The organism is Methanobrevibacter smithii ATCC 35061, assembly GCF_000016525.1.
Lineage (GTDB): Archaea > Methanobacteriota > Methanobacteria > Methanobacteriales > Methanobacteriaceae > Methanocatella > Methanocatella smithii.
Genome location: NC_009515.1, coordinates 1,271,113 through 1,289,973 on the forward strand (window position 1 = coordinate 1,271,113; position 18,861 = coordinate 1,289,973).

General features: G+C 28.3%; 20 protein-coding genes. 14 read left to right on the forward strand and 6 right to left on the reverse strand.

Translation table 11 applies throughout. The annotated features are described in order from the left end of the window. Window positions 1-5: 5 nt before the first annotated feature. Both MSM_RS06395 and MSM_RS06400 read left to right on the forward strand, forming a co-directional pair. Complete coding sequence (locus MSM_RS06395) at window positions 6-1,049, forward strand: cobalamin biosynthesis protein (protein ID WP_011954396.1); 1,044 nt, start codon at window positions 6-8, stop codon at window positions 1,047-1,049. Continuing rightward, entirely contained in the window at window positions 1,046-2,065 is a 1,020-nt protein-coding gene (locus tag MSM_RS06400; protein WP_011954397.1) for a cobalt-precorrin 5A hydrolase, read from the forward strand. The genes MSM_RS06395 and MSM_RS06400 overlap by 4 nt, the downstream gene beginning before the upstream one ends. 6 nt (window positions 2,066-2,071) lie before the next feature. On the opposite strand, the gene MSM_RS06405 is transcribed toward MSM_RS06400, so the two are convergent. Then, complete coding sequence (locus tag MSM_RS06405) at window positions 2,072-2,320, reverse strand: UPF0147 family protein (RefSeq protein WP_004032653.1); 249 nt, start codon at window positions 2,318-2,320, stop codon at window positions 2,072-2,074. A gap of 117 nt (window positions 2,321-2,437) precedes the next feature. Between MSM_RS06405 and MSM_RS06410 the strand changes: the two genes are divergently transcribed. Beyond that, entirely contained in the window at window positions 2,438-2,629 is a 192-nt protein-coding gene (locus MSM_RS06410; protein ID WP_004032652.1) for a hypothetical protein, read from the forward strand. Here the strand turns inward: MSM_RS06410 and MSM_RS06415 are convergent. Next, window positions 2,621-3,208, reverse strand: a complete 588-nt coding sequence (locus MSM_RS06415) for a class II aldolase/adducin family protein (protein ID WP_011954398.1) — start codon at window positions 3,206-3,208, stop codon at window positions 2,621-2,623. The two genes, MSM_RS06410 and MSM_RS06415, sit on opposite strands and share 9 nt — an antisense overlap. A 52-nt stretch (window positions 3,209-3,260) precedes the next feature. Then, a complete protein-coding gene (locus MSM_RS06420) occupies window positions 3,261-4,976 on the reverse strand; it encodes a DNA-directed DNA polymerase II small subunit (protein ID WP_004032650.1) in 1,716 nt (571 codons plus the stop codon). Between the two features lie 184 nt (window positions 4,977-5,160). On the opposite strand from MSM_RS06420, the gene MSM_RS06425 reads away from it, so the two are divergent. From MSM_RS06425 to MSM_RS06440, 4 genes are read left to right on the forward strand one after another with little or no spacing between them, the layout of a single operon-like run. Then, window positions 5,161-5,655 carry a hypothetical protein gene (locus tag MSM_RS06425; RefSeq protein WP_011954399.1) on the forward strand — a complete coding sequence of 165 codons (495 nt, stop codon included), beginning with the start codon at window positions 5,161-5,163 and terminating at the stop codon, window positions 5,653-5,655. A gap of 9 nt (window positions 5,656-5,664) precedes the next feature. Beyond that, window positions 5,665-6,741: a precorrin-3B C(17)-methyltransferase gene (cobJ, locus tag MSM_RS06430; protein WP_011954400.1), complete on the forward strand. Its 1,077-nt coding sequence runs from the start codon at window positions 5,665-5,667 to the stop codon at window positions 6,739-6,741. An 11-nt stretch (window positions 6,742-6,752) separates the two neighbouring features. Next, window positions 6,753-7,355 carry a potassium channel family protein gene (locus MSM_RS06435; RefSeq protein WP_004032647.1) on the forward strand — a complete coding sequence of 201 codons (603 nt, stop codon included), beginning with the start codon at window positions 6,753-6,755 and terminating at the stop codon, window positions 7,353-7,355. Between the two features lie 53 nt (window positions 7,356-7,408). After that, on the forward strand, window positions 7,409-8,662 hold the full coding sequence (locus MSM_RS06440) for a magnesium transporter (RefSeq protein WP_011954401.1): 1,254 nt from the start codon (window positions 7,409-7,411) through the stop codon (window positions 8,660-8,662). On the opposite strand, the gene MSM_RS06445 is transcribed toward MSM_RS06440, so the two are convergent. Next, window positions 8,659-9,525, reverse strand: a complete 867-nt coding sequence (locus MSM_RS06445) for a hypothetical protein (RefSeq protein ID WP_011954402.1) — start codon at window positions 9,523-9,525, stop codon at window positions 8,659-8,661. The genes MSM_RS06440 and MSM_RS06445 overlap by 4 nt on opposite strands. Beyond that, window positions 9,525-10,466, reverse strand: a complete 942-nt coding sequence (locus MSM_RS06450) for a hypothetical protein (RefSeq protein WP_004036163.1) — start codon at window positions 10,464-10,466, stop codon at window positions 9,525-9,527. The genes MSM_RS06445 and MSM_RS06450 overlap by 1 nt, the downstream gene beginning before the upstream one ends. A 266-nt stretch (window positions 10,467-10,732) precedes the next feature. Here MSM_RS06450 and MSM_RS06455 point away from each other — a divergent pair, with 266 nt between their 5' ends. The 7 genes from MSM_RS06455 to amrS all read left to right on the forward strand — a co-directional run bounded on the left by MSM_RS06455 (window position 10,733) and on the right by amrS (window position 17,607). After that, entirely contained in the window at window positions 10,733-11,938 is a 1,206-nt protein-coding gene (locus tag MSM_RS06455; RefSeq protein ID WP_011954403.1) for an ATP-binding protein, read from the forward strand. A gap of 118 nt (window positions 11,939-12,056) precedes the next feature. Beyond that, on the forward strand, window positions 12,057-12,455 hold the full coding sequence (locus MSM_RS06460) for a Zn-ribbon domain-containing OB-fold protein (protein WP_004032642.1): 399 nt from the start codon (window positions 12,057-12,059) through the stop codon (window positions 12,453-12,455). Then, window positions 12,427-13,356 carry a sirohydrochlorin nickelochelatase gene (gene cfbA, locus MSM_RS06465; RefSeq protein ID WP_011954404.1) on the forward strand — a complete coding sequence of 310 codons (930 nt, stop codon included), beginning with the start codon at window positions 12,427-12,429 and terminating at the stop codon, window positions 13,354-13,356. Before MSM_RS06460 ends, cfbA (MSM_RS06465) begins: the two co-directional genes overlap by 29 nt. A gap of 41 nt (window positions 13,357-13,397) precedes the next feature. Continuing rightward, window positions 13,398-13,889 carry a sirohydrochlorin nickelochelatase gene (gene cfbA / locus MSM_RS06470; protein WP_011954405.1) on the forward strand — a complete coding sequence of 164 codons (492 nt, stop codon included), beginning with the start codon at window positions 13,398-13,400 and terminating at the stop codon, window positions 13,887-13,889. 122 nt (window positions 13,890-14,011) lie between these two features. Further along, on the forward strand, window positions 14,012-15,589 hold the full coding sequence (locus tag MSM_RS06475) for an adhesin (RefSeq protein WP_048058628.1): 1,578 nt from the start codon (window positions 14,012-14,014) through the stop codon (window positions 15,587-15,589). A gap of 106 nt (window positions 15,590-15,695) precedes the next feature. Continuing rightward, window positions 15,696-16,616: a thiamine-phosphate kinase gene (gene thiL, locus MSM_RS06480; protein WP_011954407.1), complete on the forward strand. Its 921-nt coding sequence runs from the start codon at window positions 15,696-15,698 to the stop codon at window positions 16,614-16,616. Further along, window positions 16,606-17,607 (forward strand): AmmeMemoRadiSam system radical SAM enzyme, encoded by a 1,002-nt coding sequence (gene amrS, locus MSM_RS06485; protein ID WP_011954408.1) that lies wholly within the window; start codon window positions 16,606-16,608, stop codon window positions 17,605-17,607. Before thiL ends, amrS begins: the two co-directional genes overlap by 11 nt. On the opposite strand, the gene MSM_RS06490 is transcribed toward amrS, so the two are convergent. Then, window positions 17,597-18,859, reverse strand: coding sequence for a DUF6056 family protein (locus tag MSM_RS06490; protein ID WP_011954409.1), 1,263 nt, complete (start codon window positions 18,857-18,859; stop codon window positions 17,597-17,599). The genes amrS and MSM_RS06490 overlap by 11 nt on opposite strands. Window positions 18,860-18,861 lie beyond the last annotated feature (2 nt).

The following is an 18,861-nucleotide window of genomic DNA, read 5'->3' on the forward strand; positions in this document are numbered from 1 at the left end:
AAATAATGTTTTATAATTTTGATTTAATAAATAATTTCAATATATTATTATCTATTAATAGTATTAATTCTACATATAATATATTAATATTTATATTATTATCATTATTTTCAGCTATTTTTCTTGATATAATTTATGGAGAGCTTCCCACTAAAATTCATCCTGTTGTATTTATAGGATCAATAATATCATTTTTTAAAAACATATTTATTAAAATAAAAAACAGATGGTCTGGTTTATTTTTAACATTGTCTACATGTATTGTTTCAAGTGTATTATTAATTATATTATTTTATTTATTTTCATTTAATATAATTATTTTTTATATATTATTTACTTTAATATTATCTTCTACTTTTTCTATTAGAATGTTATTAGACACTGCTAGTGATGTTGAAACAGATTTAAAAGAAGATATTGATAAAGCAAGACAGGCAGTTTCCTATTTAGTAAGCAGAAATACTGATGAGTTAACCAAAGAACATATTGTTTCAGCTACTATTGAAAGCTTAACTGAAAATATCACTGATTCATATATTTCACCTGTATTTTATTTTATGATAATCAGCATTATTGGAATTTTTACTGATTCATATGCTGTTTTTGTTATTTTAATTTTAATTCCATTTAATTACAGGATATTCAACACACTTGATGCAATGGTCGGTTATGAAACTGATGAATTGATTGATATTGGTTTTGTTCCTGCTAAAATAGATGATATTTTAAATTATATTCCGTCAAGAATAGCTGGTTTGTTTGTTGTTTTATCTGCATTCTGTCTGAATTTTGATTATAAAAACAGCTATAAAATATTAAAAAGAGATGCCAGAAACTGTCCAAGTCCAAATTCAGGTTTTACAATGGCTTCAGCTGCAGGAGCTTTAAATATACAATTGATTAAATTGGATACATACATTTTAGGAGATAATAACAAAAATATTGAAACAAGCGACATAGGCCGTGCTGTTAAATTATCAAAATTAGCAATATTTTTATTTACTGTTACAATAATTTTATTTATAATTATATTATATGTGATATTATGAAAATAGCTATTATATCTGTTTCAAAAAAAGGTTATGAACTATCTTTATTATTAAAGGAACATCTGGATAAAGATTCAACTATCATCAACACTGATATTTATTATAAGGATGTTAAAAACACTTTCAAATTATTATTTTATGAATATGATGCAATTATAGCTATTATGGCTTCTGGAATTTTAATTAGAAGTATTGCACCATTAATCAAATCAAAGGTTTGTGGTCCTGCTATTTTAAACATTGATGAAAATGCTAATTTTGTAATCAGTACATTATCCGGTCATCTGGGAGGTGCTAATAAACTTACATCAAAAGTAGCTAACATGTTAAATGCAACAGAAGTCATTACAACTGCAACTGATGTCAACAAAAAGTTAGGTGTTGATGTAATAGCTAAAGATTTATATTTGACAGTTAAAAATCCAAAAGAAATCGTATACTTTAATAAAGCTATTTTAAACAATGAAGAAATAATATTCAGAGTCAACAGTAAAGAAAACTATGATTTTTTATTTGATTATTTAAATGAAAATACACTTGAAATTGATGTTTCAATTGAATTTACCAGTTCCATAAATACAGATGAAATACATGTCTTATATAAAAATCATAAACTGATAATGAAAATTGAAGATATTGTTGTCGGTATTGGCTGCAGACGCGGAAAATCCAAAGAAGACATTTTAACAGGTCTTGATAAAGCACTTGATGATTTAAATATTTCTAAAAAAAGATTATCTAAACTAGCTTCAGGTGAAATTAAGAAAGAAGAAACAGGTATTTTGGATTTAAGTAAAATGTTAAATATTCCAGTTAATTTTGTTGAAATGGACAAACTGACTTTATTCAAATCAGAGGATATACATGAATCCGAATTTGTAAAATCTAAATTTGGTGTTGGCAGTGTGTCTGAAGCTTCTGCTTTAATTACAGCAGGCTTTGATTCAAAATTAATTTATAAAAAAACAGCTTTTGATGGTGTTACAATAGCTTTAGCTGTTTCTAAAAAAGATTAAAAAAAATTAGATGGATTCTAATTTAGAAAGGACTTCCCAGATTAAAGTTCTTGCATGAACTGGTATGTTAGGATCATTACTAATTTCATCTAATTTAGTTAAAACAGTACTTACTTTTACAGACTGATCTTGGGATTCATCTTTTAATAAATTGTTAGATTCCTGTGCTGCTTCTCTTATGTTACGTGGAACTGTATTGTTCTCCATAATATATTCCAATATTTCTGATACTTCATCGATTGTTTGATTAGACATAAAATTTCCCCTCCAAAATAATATATATTTAAAAAATTAGTATATTAAAATTATATTATTATATTAATCTTTAAATATTTTTTGGTAAATTTCAGTATAGAAAAAAATATATAAAATATGATAAACAATTATATAATTATGTCTGATATAAGTAAAACAACTATAAATATGCCTGTAGATTTGAAAAAAGAATTAAAAAAAATAGCTATTGATAAAGATACTTCTTTATCTGGTTTAATTTTAGATATTATAACTGATTATGTTGATTCTGGAAAAGAAAATGAATCTTCACAGGAAGATTCATATTAAATCTTCAGTTGAATTCAACATATAAGTTATAAACTGTGTTTTAGCTGTTTCTTCAACGAAAGTTGCAAGTAAAGTAGCTTCTTTTAAACTGTCACCAACACATAAAACACCATGCTGTTTTAAGATTAAAACATCTTCATCACCAATAGCTTTTGATGCACTTTTAGCTAGTTTCATACTTCCTGGAGCTTCATATTCAATATCTTCTAAAAATGGAGTGTTAATAGCTCCGAAACCTTCATGTCTTTTAATTCTTTTTGAAGAAAATGCAAATCCTGTTGCATACGGTGAATGAGTATGGACAATACCATTTACGTCGCTTCTTTTTTTATAAATTTCTAAATGAAGATCAACTTCAGAAGAAGGTTTACCTTTTGTTAATAAATTGCCTTCTAAATCCACTAAAACAATATCTTCTTCATTTAATTCATATAATGATTTTAAAGTAGGTGTAATAGCAATTACATCATCATCTTCACCTTTAAATCTAGCACTAACATTTCCGGCTTTTCCAGCAACAAGTTTATTTTTATAAAGATAATCTGAAACATTAATAATTTCTTCAATATTTTTTTCCATTTTTTCACCTAAACTTAATATTATTTTAACTTGTTCTTATTTATAAAAATTTTTAAATGAACTTTAAACATTTATATTTCCCTTTGTAAAGTACAGGGACTTCAGCAGGGGTTGGTTCAATATTATAAATTTTCTGGAACTCTGTCTGAGTCTGAAATGTTCCAGAATTAATTAAATGAATACCATTGTATTTTTTATGGGTGTTAATGTGAACATGCCCTGTATGGAAGACATCTGGAACTTCATCAATTACTAAATAATCTTCAAGTTCTGAAGCAAGCGGAGTTCTTTCTCCGTAAATTGGAGCTAAATGTCTTTTTTTAAGTAATTCTTCCATTAACAAATCGTTTTTCTCATGGGTAAACTCTTTAACTGCCATTACCAAATCGTCAAAACTACGTCCGTGGTAAATTAAAACATTAATACCGTCTAAAGAGACAACACCAGGGTTACTTATAAATTCTACATTATCAAGTTCATATAAAGCTTTTGCATACTCTTCAGGTACTGCAGGTTGAGGTTCTGCCACTCTAGATGCATCGTGGTTTCCAGGAGCAATAATAATTTTAATATCACTTCTAATGTTTCCTAAAAATCTGGCTGCTTCATTGTATTGCTGAGTAATGTCTTTAATAGCCAGTTCTTTTTCCTGATTTGGATATACACCAATACCATCTACAATATCTCCACCAATAACAAGATATTTAACACTTTCAGCTATTTTTACTTGTTCTTCATTTCCAAATTCACAATTAATCCAGTCTATAAATCTAGTAAATGCATCTTCCAAAAAGGTTAAACTTCCTATGTGAACATCAGATAAGAATACAATACTGAAATCCATTTCTTTTTTAGGTATTCTCATAACTCCAGGATTTATAATTTCATTTCCGATAGCCAAATCACCATTTTTATCAGCAAGAACACCGATAACTTCATCTTTAACTAGTTTTTCAGCTTCTTTAAAGACTTCTTCATTTTTATTTGAAAATAGTATTGGAATAGTTCCTGTATCATCTTCAAATTCAATAAGTTTATGGCCATTTTTAGTGGATCTGATTTCCCTAACCATTAAAATAAGGCTTAAATTACTTTGACCTTCTTCAATATCAGCTACTTTTGTGTAATTTTTAAGTTCCGGTCTTTTAACCAGAATATTAGCTAATTTTTCATATCTGCTTTGGAAATAAGCAATTAAGTTTTCAAGTTCTCCACTTGTGTATGATTTTTTACTTGTGTCCTGTATGATTTTAAAGTCATATTCTACATTTGTTTTTGTTAAATTCCTTTTAAATTTGACTTTTTTATTTTCTACAGTTTCTAAAGCTTCTGCATTTTCCTTGTTAACGTATTTTTCTTTAACATCAGATTCTTTTTTAAAATCACTAATGCTGGATGGTTTTTTAGTTTCTTCTTTAGGTTTAGGTTCTACAGTAGGTTTTTTAGTTTCTTCTTTAGGTTTAGGTTCTACAGTAGGTTTTTTAGTTTCTTCTTTAGGTTTAGGTTCTACAGTAGGTTTTTTAGTTTCTTTTTGTGTTAATTGAGGTCTTGTTGTTGATTTTTCAATTGTGCTATTTCTCATTATTTCATCAACAGTTTGACCGCTAACTGAAACTAAATCTTTAGATTTAAAATCACCTCCTTTTAATTTAACAATTAATGAAGAGGTAAAATCTAGAGGATTTTCAGCTTCAAGAACTTTTTTATAAGCCTCTGGTGATAGGTTAATTCCCTTTTTTGCAAATTTTAATAAAATTTTATTAGTCATATTAATTAAAATTTTTATTTTCTATATTAATAAACTTTGAGAATTTGGATTTTGAATTTTTATTTGCATTAAAAATTTTTTTTGTATTGATTAAATATTAGTAGTTACTTTTATTATACATTAGAAATATAATTAAATCATTAATATTTCTGTTTTATACAGAGATAAAAAGTAATGTGATAAAATGGCAAAAGCACTTAGAATAATACTAGTTGTTGTACTATTTGTAGTATTTTTTGAAATAGGACTCTTTAGTTCATATACTATTGTTGCTGCAGAAGCTCCTGACATTGAGGGATTAATAGATATGCAGATTTCAAAAATCACAGGTATTTTTAATTCTGACAATGTTAATAATGTTTTAGTTAAAGATCCAACTGTTGTAAACATCACTAATAAAAGGGATGTGGCTCAATCACTGGAGGATTTATCAAAGGTAGATGGAGTTAATGTAGATTCAATGAATGTCACAACTTATGATGACAAAGATAATGAAGAGTTAAATGTAACTATTGAAGCTTTAGGTTATGCATCACCGTCTTCCAATTCTTCACAGATTGTAATTAGTCAGGACCCATCATATAAAATTGTAGCTGAGGGTAATGCAACATTTAAGGGTGGAAGTTTAGTTGTTGATGTTGATTCTATCACTATACAATCTATTTTAAAATTATACTGAGATGGTTATATGATTAATGTAATTGGAATTGGTCAAAATAGAGAGAACATGACTTTAGGAGCAGTTAGAGCTATTAAAGAATCTGATGTTATTGTAGGGTATAAAAAGTATGTAGCTCAAATCTCCGATTTGGTTTCTGATAAAGAAATTATAAAAAAAGGAATGGGTGATGAAATAGCTAGAGCTCAACTAGCTATTGATAAAAGTTTATCTGGCCAAACAGTTTCATTAATAAGTTCCGGGGATCCTGGTGTCTTTGGAATGGCAAATGTTTTATATCAGATAATCAGCAGGTATGATGAAGATATTGATGTTAAAGTTTATCCTGGAGTATCTGCAGCTAATTATGCGGCAGATAAACTTGGAGCTCCTTTAAACGATTATGCAAACATTAGTTTAAGTAATATTTTAACTCCTTTATCTGAAATAGAAAAAAAATTAGAGTTTGCTCTGAAAGCTAATTTAGTTATAGCAATTTACAATCCTATTAGTAAAACACGTAAAGAACCTTTTAGAAGGTTTATAAAAACTGTTTTAAAAATTAAAGGTGAAAATGCATTAATTGGAATTGTAGATAGTACTTATGAACCTGCAAAAGAGACTATTGTCAAAATTAAGGATTTGACTGAAGACATGGTCAATATGTCTTGTACTTTAATTGTTGGAAATGATTTAACTTACATGCAAGAGGATAAGTTAATTACTCCAAGAGGATATGTGATTAAATCTAAAATACATCCTCTTTCCAGTGACCATTATGAGAAATTTTTAAATGGGGAAATTTCTCACGGACCAAATAGGGAATGTGAGTTTTATCCATGTCATTATGAAGGTCAGTACTGTGATTTTTGTTACTGTCCGTTTTATCCATGTGGAGACAGTTCTACTGGAGGGCAATGGATAAAAGGCAAAGGTGTCTGGAATTGTAAGGAATGCATGTGGGTTCATGAAAAAGAAGCTGTAGATTGTTTAAGAAAACCTTTGGAAGAACTTTTAGAGGAAGTAGATGATTTAAAAGCTAAGAAAAAAACGTTATTAAAACTTAGAAGAGCTTGTTTATTAAAAAATAATCCATATGATCTTTAGAGGTAGTGGGAATGTCAATTAAAAATATTTTAATTGAAATGAAAAATATGTCGGAATTGATGGTTGATTTAGCTTATTCAGCTGTTTTATTTAATAGTAAAGATGCAGCTGAAGAAGTTTTGAAACTTGAAAATAAAGTAAATTCAATGAATTATGAAATTAAGAAAGAATCGCTAGTTGCAGCGCGTTCTTATGAAGACGCTGAGAAATTAACTGCATTGCTTGAGGTGGCTGAAGCTGCTGAAAGTATAGCTAATGCTGCTAAAGATTTAGCTGATTTAGTAATTACAGGATTCAAACCACATCCTGTATTTAAAATGGTAATGTCTGAATCTGATAAGATGATTGTCAGAGTTTCTGTAGAATTGGATTCAGATTTAGCTAATAAAACTTTAGGGGAATTACTTTTAGTAAATCGTACTGGAATGAGAGTTATAGCTATTAGACGTGGAGATTCATGGATATATGGTCCGGATAAGAATACATTAATACTTCCAGATGATACTTTACTTTTAAAAGGTACTGAAGCGGGTGCTGATCTTTTAGAAAAACTTGCATCAGCAACATGTTCTCTAGAAGATATTCCTGATGAATTGGAAGAAGACGAAGATTAATTTATTTTTATTAAATAAACAAGTGGTTAAAATGATGAGAGGTAGTGATATTTATGAAACAGAAGATGATTCGACATCCTTATTCTACCTTTTCATCATTTCTAAAAGAACATAATAATATTTTAAAAGAAAGTCTTATAGCTTTGTTAATCTGTGCCTGTGGAGATTTAGTTGCAGGTATAGTTCTTGGAAGAATGGATATTTTTCTTGAAACTTTTCCTGGACTATTGGTTATTATTCCTGGAGCTATAGGAATGAGGGGAAACATTTTTGGTTCTTTTGCATCCAGATTATCCACAGCATTACATATTGGTATAATAGATCCTAAATTTAACCGTTCTGAAGAGTTAATTAATAATATTTTCTCTTCATTTGTGTTGACTTTATTTTTATCCTTATTTTTAGCTATCATTGCTAAAGTTATCTGTGTAATATTCGGTTTTCCGTCAATGGATATTGTAGATTTTATTTTAATTAGCTTAATAGCTGGAGTAATTTCTATAGTTATAATGCTTCCAGTTACAATGTTTATTTCATTTAGAAGTTTTGAACGTGGTTGGGATCCGGATAATGTTACAACTCCATTAGTTGCTGCTGTTGGAGATTTATTTACATTGCCTGCTATTGTAGTGGCTCTTTTTATAATCTCTGCTCTAAAATCAGTTGTATATTTAGAGTTGATAGTCTTTATAATAGTAATTCCACTTGTATTATTCAGTTTTGTATACTGTTACAACTATTCAGAAGAAAATAAGGTGATTATAAAACAGTCTACACCAGTTTTATTAGTATGTTCTGTTTTAGGAGTATCTGCAGGAGGAATTCTTAACAGTTCACTTGAAACATTACTTACAAATCCAACATTACTTACATTAGTGCCTTTATTTTCAGGAGAAAGCGGTGGTTTAGTAAGTATTTTATCAGCAAGACTATCTTCAGGTATACATTCAGGTCTTATAGAACCTCTTAAAAGACCTGAAGGTGAATCTGTACATAATTTTGCAATTATATTATTGTTGGCTCTTATAATGTATCCATTTATAGGAATTCTTGCAGAATCATCATCTGTTTTCTTAAATATAGTTGGTATTGGCTTTGATAAAATAATATTGATAAGTTCAATTGCAGGATTTATTTTAATCCCTATTATGTTGATTTTGGTCTATTATATTTCAATTGTTTCATATGATAATGGATATGATCCGGATAATATTTTAATTCCAATTTCAACAAGTATTACAGATGCAATATCCAGTTTAATACTTATTTCTGTGTCATTAATTATTACTGCAGTTATTTTTATTTAATACCACCCTTTCAGGATAAATTCACAGTTATTTGTTCTAAAATAATCATAATCCAGTTTTGATTTATCAAAATCTTTTGGAACAGAAACTAAAAGGGCTTTGACATCTTTTTTATTAAAATGGATAAACATTATTGAACTAAAATCGACTATTGGAAATTCTAGGTTTATTCTATTATTTAAATATATTTTATTGCTTGTAACACTTTCTACAACAGGTAGTTTTATTCTGGTATTGTCCATACACCATTTTAAGTTATCTGCTGAATCTTTGTCAATTAATAAATAATAATCATTGCTTCTTAAGTAATTTCTATATATCTTGAAATAATTGCAGCTATAGCCATCCTTGTGGTTATGATTGCATTTTCCTTTTGTTTGAAAATCTTTTACAACGTATTTTTTATAAAAATCACATTTAACCATTCTGTTTACACTGTAAACGTTTTTTCCGTCATCTGGTGAACCAATTTTTACACTTGAAATACTGCTCTCTTTAGGGATGACTTCCATTGAAGTTTTAATTTTTGAATCAAAAAGATTCTTGTCAACTAGTTTTCTATAATTTTTACCTAAAATTAAAAATTTATCATAAGAAATACTATTTGGAATAATAGCTTCATTTTCATTTGAAATAGCTAATCCTGGGGTACCTGCTAAATATTTTTCCCAATTTGGAGTTCCCGGATTATTAATTAAGTTATCTGCACTTTGAGAAAGCAATAATTCAATATTTTCATTTTCTGTTGATGTAGCTAGTTTATCTAATGTAATTTCACTAAATTTAGCTGTTATACCAATTATTAATAAAATAACAACCAACACAACCAATATTTCAGTTGAAATACTTCCCTTTTCATTCATTATACTAATACTCCATATTTAGTTCTGTGAGCAACATCTAAAAATAGTTCAGTTGGATCTTCGGGATTTATTTTATGGCCTGGATATCTGTCATGAAATACGACATGGTCCGATCCGGAAACAGAATATTCAACACCTACGCAGTGCGGAACAATAAAGACTTCAAATCCATAGTGGGGACATATTCCTTTTCCCTCAAGTCTACATAAATAACAGCTGCCGTCAGCACTTTCATGAAAATAACCATTTTTTAAGCAGTTTTGCAGGGTATCTCCGTCACCATGGTGAATATAAGGGTCATATGGGCATTTTTTTATTATTAAAGGACTAGTTGCACCTAAATAACCTTCTGGCTTATCGATGCCATGTGCAGTTAAATAGGTGGTTAAAGTAGTTCCATAATGGATTTTTTTATCGTCATGCCAAATTCCGCTATATGGAGTTAAAATGGCATAAGGTAGGGGGTCTTTTAAGCCTTCAACAGAGGTTATGCTTTTTAAATTACCTGAAAATCTGTCCTTATTTTTTGAAATCTTTAAATGAGTTGTAACTTCTAGATTAATGGGGTCATCTGTGTTTTTGATGGATAGGACATTAGAAGATATTGAAACACCGTATTTTTTTTCATATTCCTTGTTTTTATCATCTAATTTTTTATTTAAGACTTTTTTAATTTCTCTTTCAGAACTGAAAATATATTTCCCGTGGTAAACTTCTTCTGTAACTTCAGCTATTGAATCACGGGATAAAACCTCTAAATTTCTATTATAATCATTAACAATATATTTTAGATTATCATTAGCTATTGAATCAGTATTTTCATTTTCTAAAGTATACATACTTGTTAAAACAAAAATTAGAATTAATATTAGAGAAGCTATTAAAATCACAGTTGTTCCAGTTATTATATTTCCTTTAGAGTCTATTTTTAAATATTTCATCACTTGAAATTTAACTTCCAATTTATAAATTATTTTTTCAAGTGCACCAATGTGAAAAAGTGAAAATATGTTTTTTAATTGGAATTATAAAACATATCTAACCGATTTTATTTTGAAAAATAACTTAATTTCAGAAACAATTAGATATAATAATTTTTCTTTTTTTACAAAACATAAATTTTAATTTTTTATAATTTTATGTTTTATAAAACATAAATTTAAATATTACAATAATGTTAAATATTAAATAACTGAAGGTGGTCTAATTGATTAAACGTAAATTTTATTTAGAAAAGATTGTTAAATTAATAGACACAGAAGATATTAAAGTTATAACTGGAGTTCGTCGTTGTGGTAAAACAGTTTTATTAAAACAAATCATCGATGAATTAGAAAACAGAGGAATAGCTAGTGAAAATATTATTTATATGTCATTTGAATCTTCAAAATATAAAAATATTAGAAATGATGATGATTTAGATGAATTTATTTTTTCAAAGACAAATAATTTAAATGGGAAAATTTATTTATTATTTGATGAAATTCAGAAAGTAAAAAACTGGGAAGTTTCTCTAAATTCTTATAGAGTTGATTTGGAATGTGATATTTATATTACTGGATCTAATTCACAATTATTATCCGGAGAACTAGCTACTTTAATTTCTGGAAGATATATTTCAATAAATATGCTTCCATTTTCATTTAAAGAGTTAATTCAATATTATGATGAAATGCATGAAAAAATTGATGAAATTAAATTATTTGAACAGTATTTAAGTTATGGTGGATTTCCAGGTTTATTAAATTATGAAAATGAAGAAAAAGAGAAATATTTATATGATTTATATTCTACTATTGTTTTAAATGATATTTTATATAAAAATAAAGTAAAAGATTTAGATTTGCTTGAAAGATTAATGGAATTCATGATTTCTAATATTGGTAAATTATTTTCAGCTAATTCTATTTCTAAATATATTAAAAATGAAAATCGTAAAACAACTCCCCATACAATAATTAATTATATGGATTATGCAAGAAATGCTTTTATTTTTTATCAAATTAAACGTGAAAATATTAAACAAAAAAGGAAGCTATTAATATCTGATAAATATTATCTTGTTGATTCCGGATTTTATTTTATTTTTAATGGGTCCACTCAAAGGAATTGGAGTCAGTTATTAGAAAATATTGTGTTTTTAGAATTAATAAGACAAGGATATTCCATAACAATAGGAAAAATCCAAGATTTGGAAGTAGATTTTGTTTGCAGGAAAGCTAATCAGATAAAATACATTCAGGTATCTCAATCTATTTTAGATGAAAATACTAGAAAAAGAGAGTTTAAATCATTAGAAAAAATATCTGACAGCTATCCTAAGTATGTTATATCAATGGATTCATTTGACTTTTCAGCTAATGGGATAATTCATCTTAATATAATTGATTTTTTAAAATCAGAGAATTTTTAATTAGTATTACATTATCTCTAAATTTTTAGTTTTAAGTATTAAAAAAAATACTTTTTTATATTATTGTGTAGATAGTATACTGTAATAAAAAATTTTTTTAAAATTATGGAGGATTTGTATGTCAGATACTGTTAGAACATGGCGTCATATACAACAAAGATATAATCTTATAGGTTCCAAATGTAACACTTGTGGAGAATTATTCTTCCCATCTCGTGTAGTTTGTCCTAATTGTAGGAGGAAAGGAGATCTTGAACCTTTTCAATTCAGTGGTAAAGGAAAAATATTCACTTACTCTGTAATTAGGTCAGCTCCAGATGACTTTAAAAAAGTAGCACCTTATGCTGTTGCTGTAATTGAGTTAGAAGAAGGAGCTAAATTAACTGCACAACTTGTTGACTGTGATGTTGACAATCTTGAAATTGGAGACCCTGTTGAAATGGTCTTTAGAAAAATTAGAGAAGATGGCGAGGATGGAGTAATCTCCTATGGTTTCAAATTTAGAGTTACAAAATAAGATTGCAATTCTATTAGTAAGCCATGGAAGTAGTCTCCCTTTTGCAGAAGTTACCTTTAACGAGATTAAAGATAAATTTAACAAGGCTACTGGATTTGCTACAGAAGTAGGTTACATGAAAGTAGCCGAACCTTCTATTGCTGGAGCTGTTGAAAATTTAAAAGAAGAAGTTCCAGAACTTGAAAAAATAATAGCTATTCCTGTATTTTTAGCTCCTGGAATTCATACTAATATTGATATTCCAACTCTTTTAGGGTTAAGTCCGCTGGAAACTGATCCTAGATGTCCTGACGGTAATTATCCTGATGACCATTATTTATCTATTGCTGAGGATGTTGATTTTGATGGAGATATTGAGTTATTGCCGGCTATTGGACCAGATGATAATCTTTTAGAAGTTATTGATAAAAGGATTAATGAATCATTAGCTGATTCTAAGTTAAATGGTGATGCTAAAACAGGAATTTTATTAGTTTCTCATGGAAGTAGATTAAAATATAATAAAGAGTTTATAAGTGAAGTTTATAGGAAGTTTAGTGAAACTACTGATTATCCATCTAATTTTGGATTCATGGAACTTGTAGAACCTAACATTCCGACTTCTATTAACAAGCTTATTAATGAGAATGAAATTGACAGATTAGTTGTTGTACCTGTGTTTATAGCTCCGGGAGTTCATACAACTTCTGATATTCCAACTATTTTGGGTTTAAAAGAGGCTGATTCCCATTCACACTCACATTCACACAGTCATGAACATGGTCATGAGCATCATCATCATCACCATCATCATGATTTGGAAGCGATTGATTTTGAAGGGGAAATTTTATATCCAGAACCTATTGGTTCAGATGATATTTTAATTGATATCTTAGTAAAAAATATGGAAAAAGCTTTATAGATTTTCCGTATTTTTTAATTAATTTTTTTTATGTGATTATAATGACTAGTGATTTATCTAAAACCGGAATTTTACTTTTAAGTCATGGTAGTAGATTAGACCAAGGTAAAAAAGTAATTGAAGCATATACACAAATGTATAAAGAAGAATTCCCTGAAGCTATTGTTGAATATGGATTTATGGAAATGAGGGAACCTAATATTCCTCAAAGTATTAATAAATTAACTAATGGAAATGATTTGGAAAAAATTATTGTTGTTCCTGTATTTGTAGCTCATGGACTTCATACAAGAAGGGATATTCCAAAATTATTAGGAATTGAAAATGATTTTGATGAATCTGAAATATCCGGCGGACATCATGAGCATCATCATGACCACGGACATCATCATCACCATAACCACCATCATGACCATGATCATGATGATGAAGAAACATTTGATTTTGATGGCGAAATAGTTTTAGCTGACCCTTTAGGCATTGATACTCGTTTATATGAGATTATAAAAGATAGAGTATCTCAAAATTTATAATTCCTTAATCATCACCACTTGTGGTGGTGCTTAACTACTTTTGATATTAACATTTATATATAATAAGATGTATAATTTATATTACATTATTGAAAGAAATAATGATATTTTTTTGTGATATTATGAAGTTTAATAAAATATTTTTATTTACTTTAATATTATTAGCGGCATTATCTTTTTCAGCTGTAAGTGCTGAATCTTTTGATGGTAATGATGCTGTTGCTGTAAATGATGCTAATAATGTTATTGTATCCGAACAAAGTTTTACAGATGTAATTAGTGGATCTGAACCTACAATTTCAGATGATGCTAATCAAAATTCAAGTACTGGAGGGGATGTACCTGCTCCTTCCACTAATGCTTCTACTGGTGATAATGGAACTAATTCCACACCGGAAGATAAAAATAGTACTATAATTTCTGAAGATATTTCATTATTCTATAAAAATGGTACCAGATTTTCTGCTATTTTCTTAGATGAAAACGGAAAAGCATTAGCTAATCAAAATATCGTATTTGTTATTAACGGTGTATCTTATACTAAAACCACTGATGAAAACGGTATGGCAAGTATTGGTATTAATCTTGCACCGGGCAGCTATGTTATGGAATCTAAAAATTTAGCTACTAATGAAACTGTTAAAAATAATGTAACTGTTATTTCAACAATTAATCCATCCAATGTTGTTAAATTATATAAAAACGGCACTCATTATTATGCTACTTTTATAGACGGTCAAGGTAATGCTTTAGCTAATAAAACTGTTAAATTCAATATTAATGGTGTTTTCTATACTAGAACTACTGATGAAAACGGTACTGCTAGATTAAACATTTGGTTATATCCTGGCAACTACATATTAACTGCTTATAATCCAATTAATAATGAAGCAAGAGCAAGCAATGTCACTGTTTTATCCACTATTAATGGAAAAGATGTTACAAAATACTACAGAAATGGTACTCACTATTCTGCAGTTGTTTTAGATAGTAATGGAACTCCTTTAGTTAATCAGACTGTTAAATTAAATGTAAATGGTGTATTCTATAACAAAACCACTGATGAAAACGGTACTGTCAGATTAAACATTTGGTTACTTCCAGGCAGTTATATTATAACTGTTTACAATCCAAGTAATGGTGAAGAAAACTCAAACAAAATAGAAGTTTTATCTAAACTTGTTGCAAAAGACATGACTGTAGAGTATCAAGCTGGTAAAAATTACACAGTTAAAGTATTGGACGGTCAAGGTAAAGCTTTAGCTAATCAGACTGTTAAAATTAATATTAATGGTGTGATTTACACTAAAATTACTGATGAAAACGGTACTGCTTATTTAGGTATAAGATTAAATCCAGGTAATTATATATGTACTTCTTACTGGAACGATTCTTTTGTTTCAACTAAAATTGTTGTAAATAAATTAACAGCTTCAATATCTGTTTTAACTCCTACAGTTAAAAAAGGAGATTACTACAAAGTTAAAATTACAGATAAAAAATCCAGCAAACCTATTGTAAATCAGTTAGTTTTATTTATCTACAATGGAGTTGCATATGGATCATATTCTGATAATGCTGGAATAGCTAAGATTAAAATAGGTTTACCTGTAGGGTCCTACCAGTTAATCACAGGTATCCAAAGCAGTTATTGGTATCAGAATATTGCTGTGTACAACACCCTTAAGGTTACAGCTTAATTAAGTGGGATTTTTCCCACAATTTTTACTTTTTTTAATTCTTCAGATAATTTTAAGCACTTTTTTTTAAAAACTTATTTAATCTATAAAACTTATAGTATTATTCATGACTTTAAAGGTCTCAGATATTGGTGAAAAGGAATTAATTAAGTATATTCTGGCTAATTGTAAAACTATAACTCCAGATGATACTGCAGTTACTCCAATAGCTAATACTAACTTAATTTCCACCTGTGACATGCTTATTCAATCAAAGCATTTTCCTGAAAACATGTCTTATTTTCAAATGGGTTTTAAAAGCGTAACTGTTAATGTCAGTGATTTGGCGGCTATGGGTGCTACTCCTTTAGGATTTCTATTGTCAATAGCTCTTCCGAAAGATTTTGAAGTTGATGATTTTAAACAAATTATTAAAGGAGTTCTAAAAGCCTGTGAGTATTATGGTATTTGTTTAATTGGTGGAGATACTAATGAAGCCAGTGAAATTATAATATCTGGAACTGCATTAGGTCTTTGTGATAATCCGTTAATGAAAAACACTTCTGAAAAAGGGGATTTGGTAGTTTTAACTGGTAAAATCGGATTAGCAGCATTAGGTTTTAATTTAGAAAATGACAATATCTACACTAAAAAGGCTTTGGAACCAATAGCTAAGATTAAAGAAGGAATCAATATTAAAAATTCTGGCGGAACTTCAGCTACTGATATTACTGATGGTTTAGCTAGTGAACTTTATGAAATGAAAAGGGAAGATATTGGATTCATGATTTATGAAGATAAGTTAGATATTTCTGGTGAATTTAAGTCATTAGCTGCTGAGCTGAATCTTAATTATCTTGATTTGCTTTTGCATGTTGGTGAAGATTTTGAACTTGTTTTCACGATAAATAAAAAAAATTTACATAAGTTAAATTTCAAATATCTGGTTATTGGTGAAGTAACGGATTCCAAAAAGGTTGAAATCAGGTTAAGTGATTCTACAGTTAGACAAATTAGTTCCAGAGGATATGATCATTATGTTAGTTAGCAGCAATCTTTTTAAGAAAAGTTCCAAGTCACGAAAGGTAAGGTGTGAGATTTGTGCCAATTATTGTAAAATAGCAGATGGAGCTTATGGGATTTGTAAACAGCATAAAAATATTAATGGAGAGTTATTTGATGAAAGTTTTGGCATAGTCTCTTCTTTAAATGCTGATCCTATTGAAAAAAAGCCATTGTATCATTTTTTACCGGGAACTTTAACATATTCTGTAGGCGGTTTTGGGTGTAATATGGGCTGTCTGCACTGTCAGAACTATATGATTTCAAAGGAATTTGATAAAATTTCTGATAGGTTAAATATACTTCCAGAAACGATTGTGGAAAATGCAATTAGTCAAGGTTGTAAGTCAATTGCATGGACATATAATGAACCTACTATACATTTACCATTTAACAAAAAAACTTCTTTACTTGGCAGGAGGAAAAATCTTAAAATTATCTATGTAAGTAACGGGTATATGTCTAGTCAGGCACTGAGTGAAATTTTAGAGTTTGTTGATGCGTTCAATATAGACTTGAAATCCATGTCTCAAAATTTTTATAAAAAAATATGCGGAGCAGATTTAAACATCGTTTTGGACAATTTAAAACGAATTTATGAGGCAGATAAACATTTAGAAATTACAAATTTAATTATAAATGATTACAATGATTCAGCAGAAGAAATTACAAAATTAGCTAATTTCATTGTTGATAATTTGGGTTGTAATGTTCCACTGCATTTTTCAAGAGCATTCCCATACTATAAATTAAATGATATTGCACCGACATCTGAAGACAAATTATTTGAAGCTAAAAAAATAGCTAATGAATGTGGACTTGAGTATGTTTATATTGGAAATTTGGAGTGCGATACAAATACTTACTGTTCAAATTGTGGTGAAACTCTTTTAAAAAGAAATAGCTATTCTACAGAAGTTTTAAATAAAAATAAAAAATGTATGAAATGTGGAAAAAAATTAAATATCATGTTTTGATTCTTTTTTCTATAATTTGTTTAATAAATATAAGAATAGCTAACATATTTCCATAATAAAAAAATATGTACATTCTCTCCATTGACGGGGTTGACGGAGTAAAACCAAACATTATTGTGGAAGCAAATCCAACAAACATTATGCTGTATATCGGCCATAAAACACTTTTTTGATTTTTATATATTGAATATAGGCTGTATAGAAATGCTATAATGAAAATTGCATAAATTGTTAAGCTTAAAATCATTCTTTTAATGCTTATTGGAACATAGCCATAGCGAACAATATTTGCATTCATTATCTGAATAAGTGTTAGATTATCTGTTAAGGTAAGAATCCAAAATCCACTAGCTATTATAAATGGGATTAAACTGATTATGGTTTGTTTTTTATTTTTAGTAAGTAAATAAACACATATTGCAATAATTCCAAGTAAAATTAAAGTAGTAAGATCACACCAGGTAACACATCTATTTATAATGTGTGAAAATCCGATATTAAGTTTATTTAATATATTCAGCTGCAAATAATCCGGAAACCATCTTAGTTCTAGAATATATCGTTTATGAATTCCCGGACAAATAACAGTATTAATAATTCCTATAACTGATGTAATTCCTATTAGATAACATTTTTTATTGATTTTTGTTTTGTAGTTAAGCAGATAATACAGCACAAACAATCCGAGTAAAATAACAGCTAGCTGCTCGTTATTTACTGCAAACATAAGACAAAGTACTGAAATTATATAAGCCAATATTCTTTTTGTTTTGCAGGTATCCTTTGCAGCATGATTTTTTAAAATATATATGGCCAACAAGCCACTGAACAATGGCCAAGTATAATTAATGGTTGTTGTAATAAATCCGGCTGAGCCTAAAGCATAATGACTTGAAAATATGAAGGATAAACATAATATGCAAGATAATGTAGAATAAAAAAGCTTATTTTCACCGTTAATGAGTTTATAAGTCAGTACAGCAATAAATGTGAAAATTAAGCTATCTAAATACCACCAAAGTATAAGAGGGGATTGTAAAATATGGCATAAAATATATTCAATCAGTATTCTGGAGCTCCAAATATCATATCTTTCTATAACAAAGCTCATAATATTTGTTTCTTGGGGAATGGTGTAAAAAAATAAGTCATCTATCGATAATCCAATCGAATGGTGCCAATTCAATAAAATTAAAAATAAAAATATAAAAGGTAATAAGAATAAATAATTCTTATATTTTTTAATATTCATAA

Bases quoted from the DNA above. Each gene is read 5' to 3' on its own strand.
- MSM_RS06490 (WP_011954409.1), bottom strand. From the start codon at position 18,859: ATGAATATTAAAAAATATAAGAATTATTTATTCTTATTACCTTTTATA.
- MSM_RS06460 (WP_004032642.1), top strand. From the start codon at position 12,057: ATGTCAGATACTGTTAGAACATGGCGTCATATACAACAAAGATATAAT.
- MSM_RS06395 (WP_011954396.1), top strand. From the start codon at position 6: ATGTTTTATAATTTTGATTTAATAAATAATTTCAATATATTATTATCT.
- cobJ (WP_011954400.1), top strand. From the start codon at position 5,665: ATGATTAATGTAATTGGAATTGGTCAAAATAGAGAGAACATGACTTTA.
- MSM_RS06410 (WP_004032652.1), top strand. From the start codon at position 2,438: ATGATAAACAATTATATAATTATGTCTGATATAAGTAAAACAACTATA.
- MSM_RS06400 (WP_011954397.1), top strand. From the start codon at position 1,046: ATGAAAATAGCTATTATATCTGTTTCAAAAAAAGGTTATGAACTATCT.
- amrS (WP_011954408.1), top strand. From the start codon at position 16,606: ATGTTAGTTAGCAGCAATCTTTTTAAGAAAAGTTCCAAGTCACGAAAG.
- MSM_RS06420 (WP_004032650.1), bottom strand. From the start codon at position 4,976: ATGACTAATAAAATTTTATTAAAATTTGCAAAAAAGGGAATTAACCTA.
- MSM_RS06425 (WP_011954399.1), top strand. From the start codon at position 5,161: ATGGCAAAAGCACTTAGAATAATACTAGTTGTTGTACTATTTGTAGTA.
- MSM_RS06445 (WP_011954402.1), bottom strand. From the start codon at position 9,525: ATGAATGAAAAGGGAAGTATTTCAACTGAAATATTGGTTGTGTTGGTT.
- MSM_RS06450 (WP_004036163.1), bottom strand. From the start codon at position 10,466: ATGAAATATTTAAAAATAGACTCTAAAGGAAATATAATAACTGGAACA.
- MSM_RS06440 (WP_011954401.1), top strand. From the start codon at position 7,409: ATGAAACAGAAGATGATTCGACATCCTTATTCTACCTTTTCATCATTT.
- MSM_RS06415 (WP_011954398.1), bottom strand. From the start codon at position 3,208: ATGGAAAAAAATATTGAAGAAATTATTAATGTTTCAGATTATCTTTAT.
- cfbA (WP_011954405.1), top strand. From the start codon at position 13,398: ATGACTAGTGATTTATCTAAAACCGGAATTTTACTTTTAAGTCATGGT.
- thiL (WP_011954407.1), top strand. From the start codon at position 15,696: ATGACTTTAAAGGTCTCAGATATTGGTGAAAAGGAATTAATTAAGTAT.
- MSM_RS06405 (WP_004032653.1), bottom strand. From the start codon at position 2,320: ATGTCTAATCAAACAATCGATGAAGTATCAGAAATATTGGAATATATT.
- cfbA (WP_011954404.1), top strand. From the start codon at position 12,427: ATGGTTTCAAATTTAGAGTTACAAAATAAGATTGCAATTCTATTAGTA.
- MSM_RS06435 (WP_004032647.1), top strand. From the start codon at position 6,753: ATGTCAATTAAAAATATTTTAATTGAAATGAAAAATATGTCGGAATTG.
- MSM_RS06475 (WP_048058628.1), top strand. From the start codon at position 14,012: ATGAAGTTTAATAAAATATTTTTATTTACTTTAATATTATTAGCGGCA.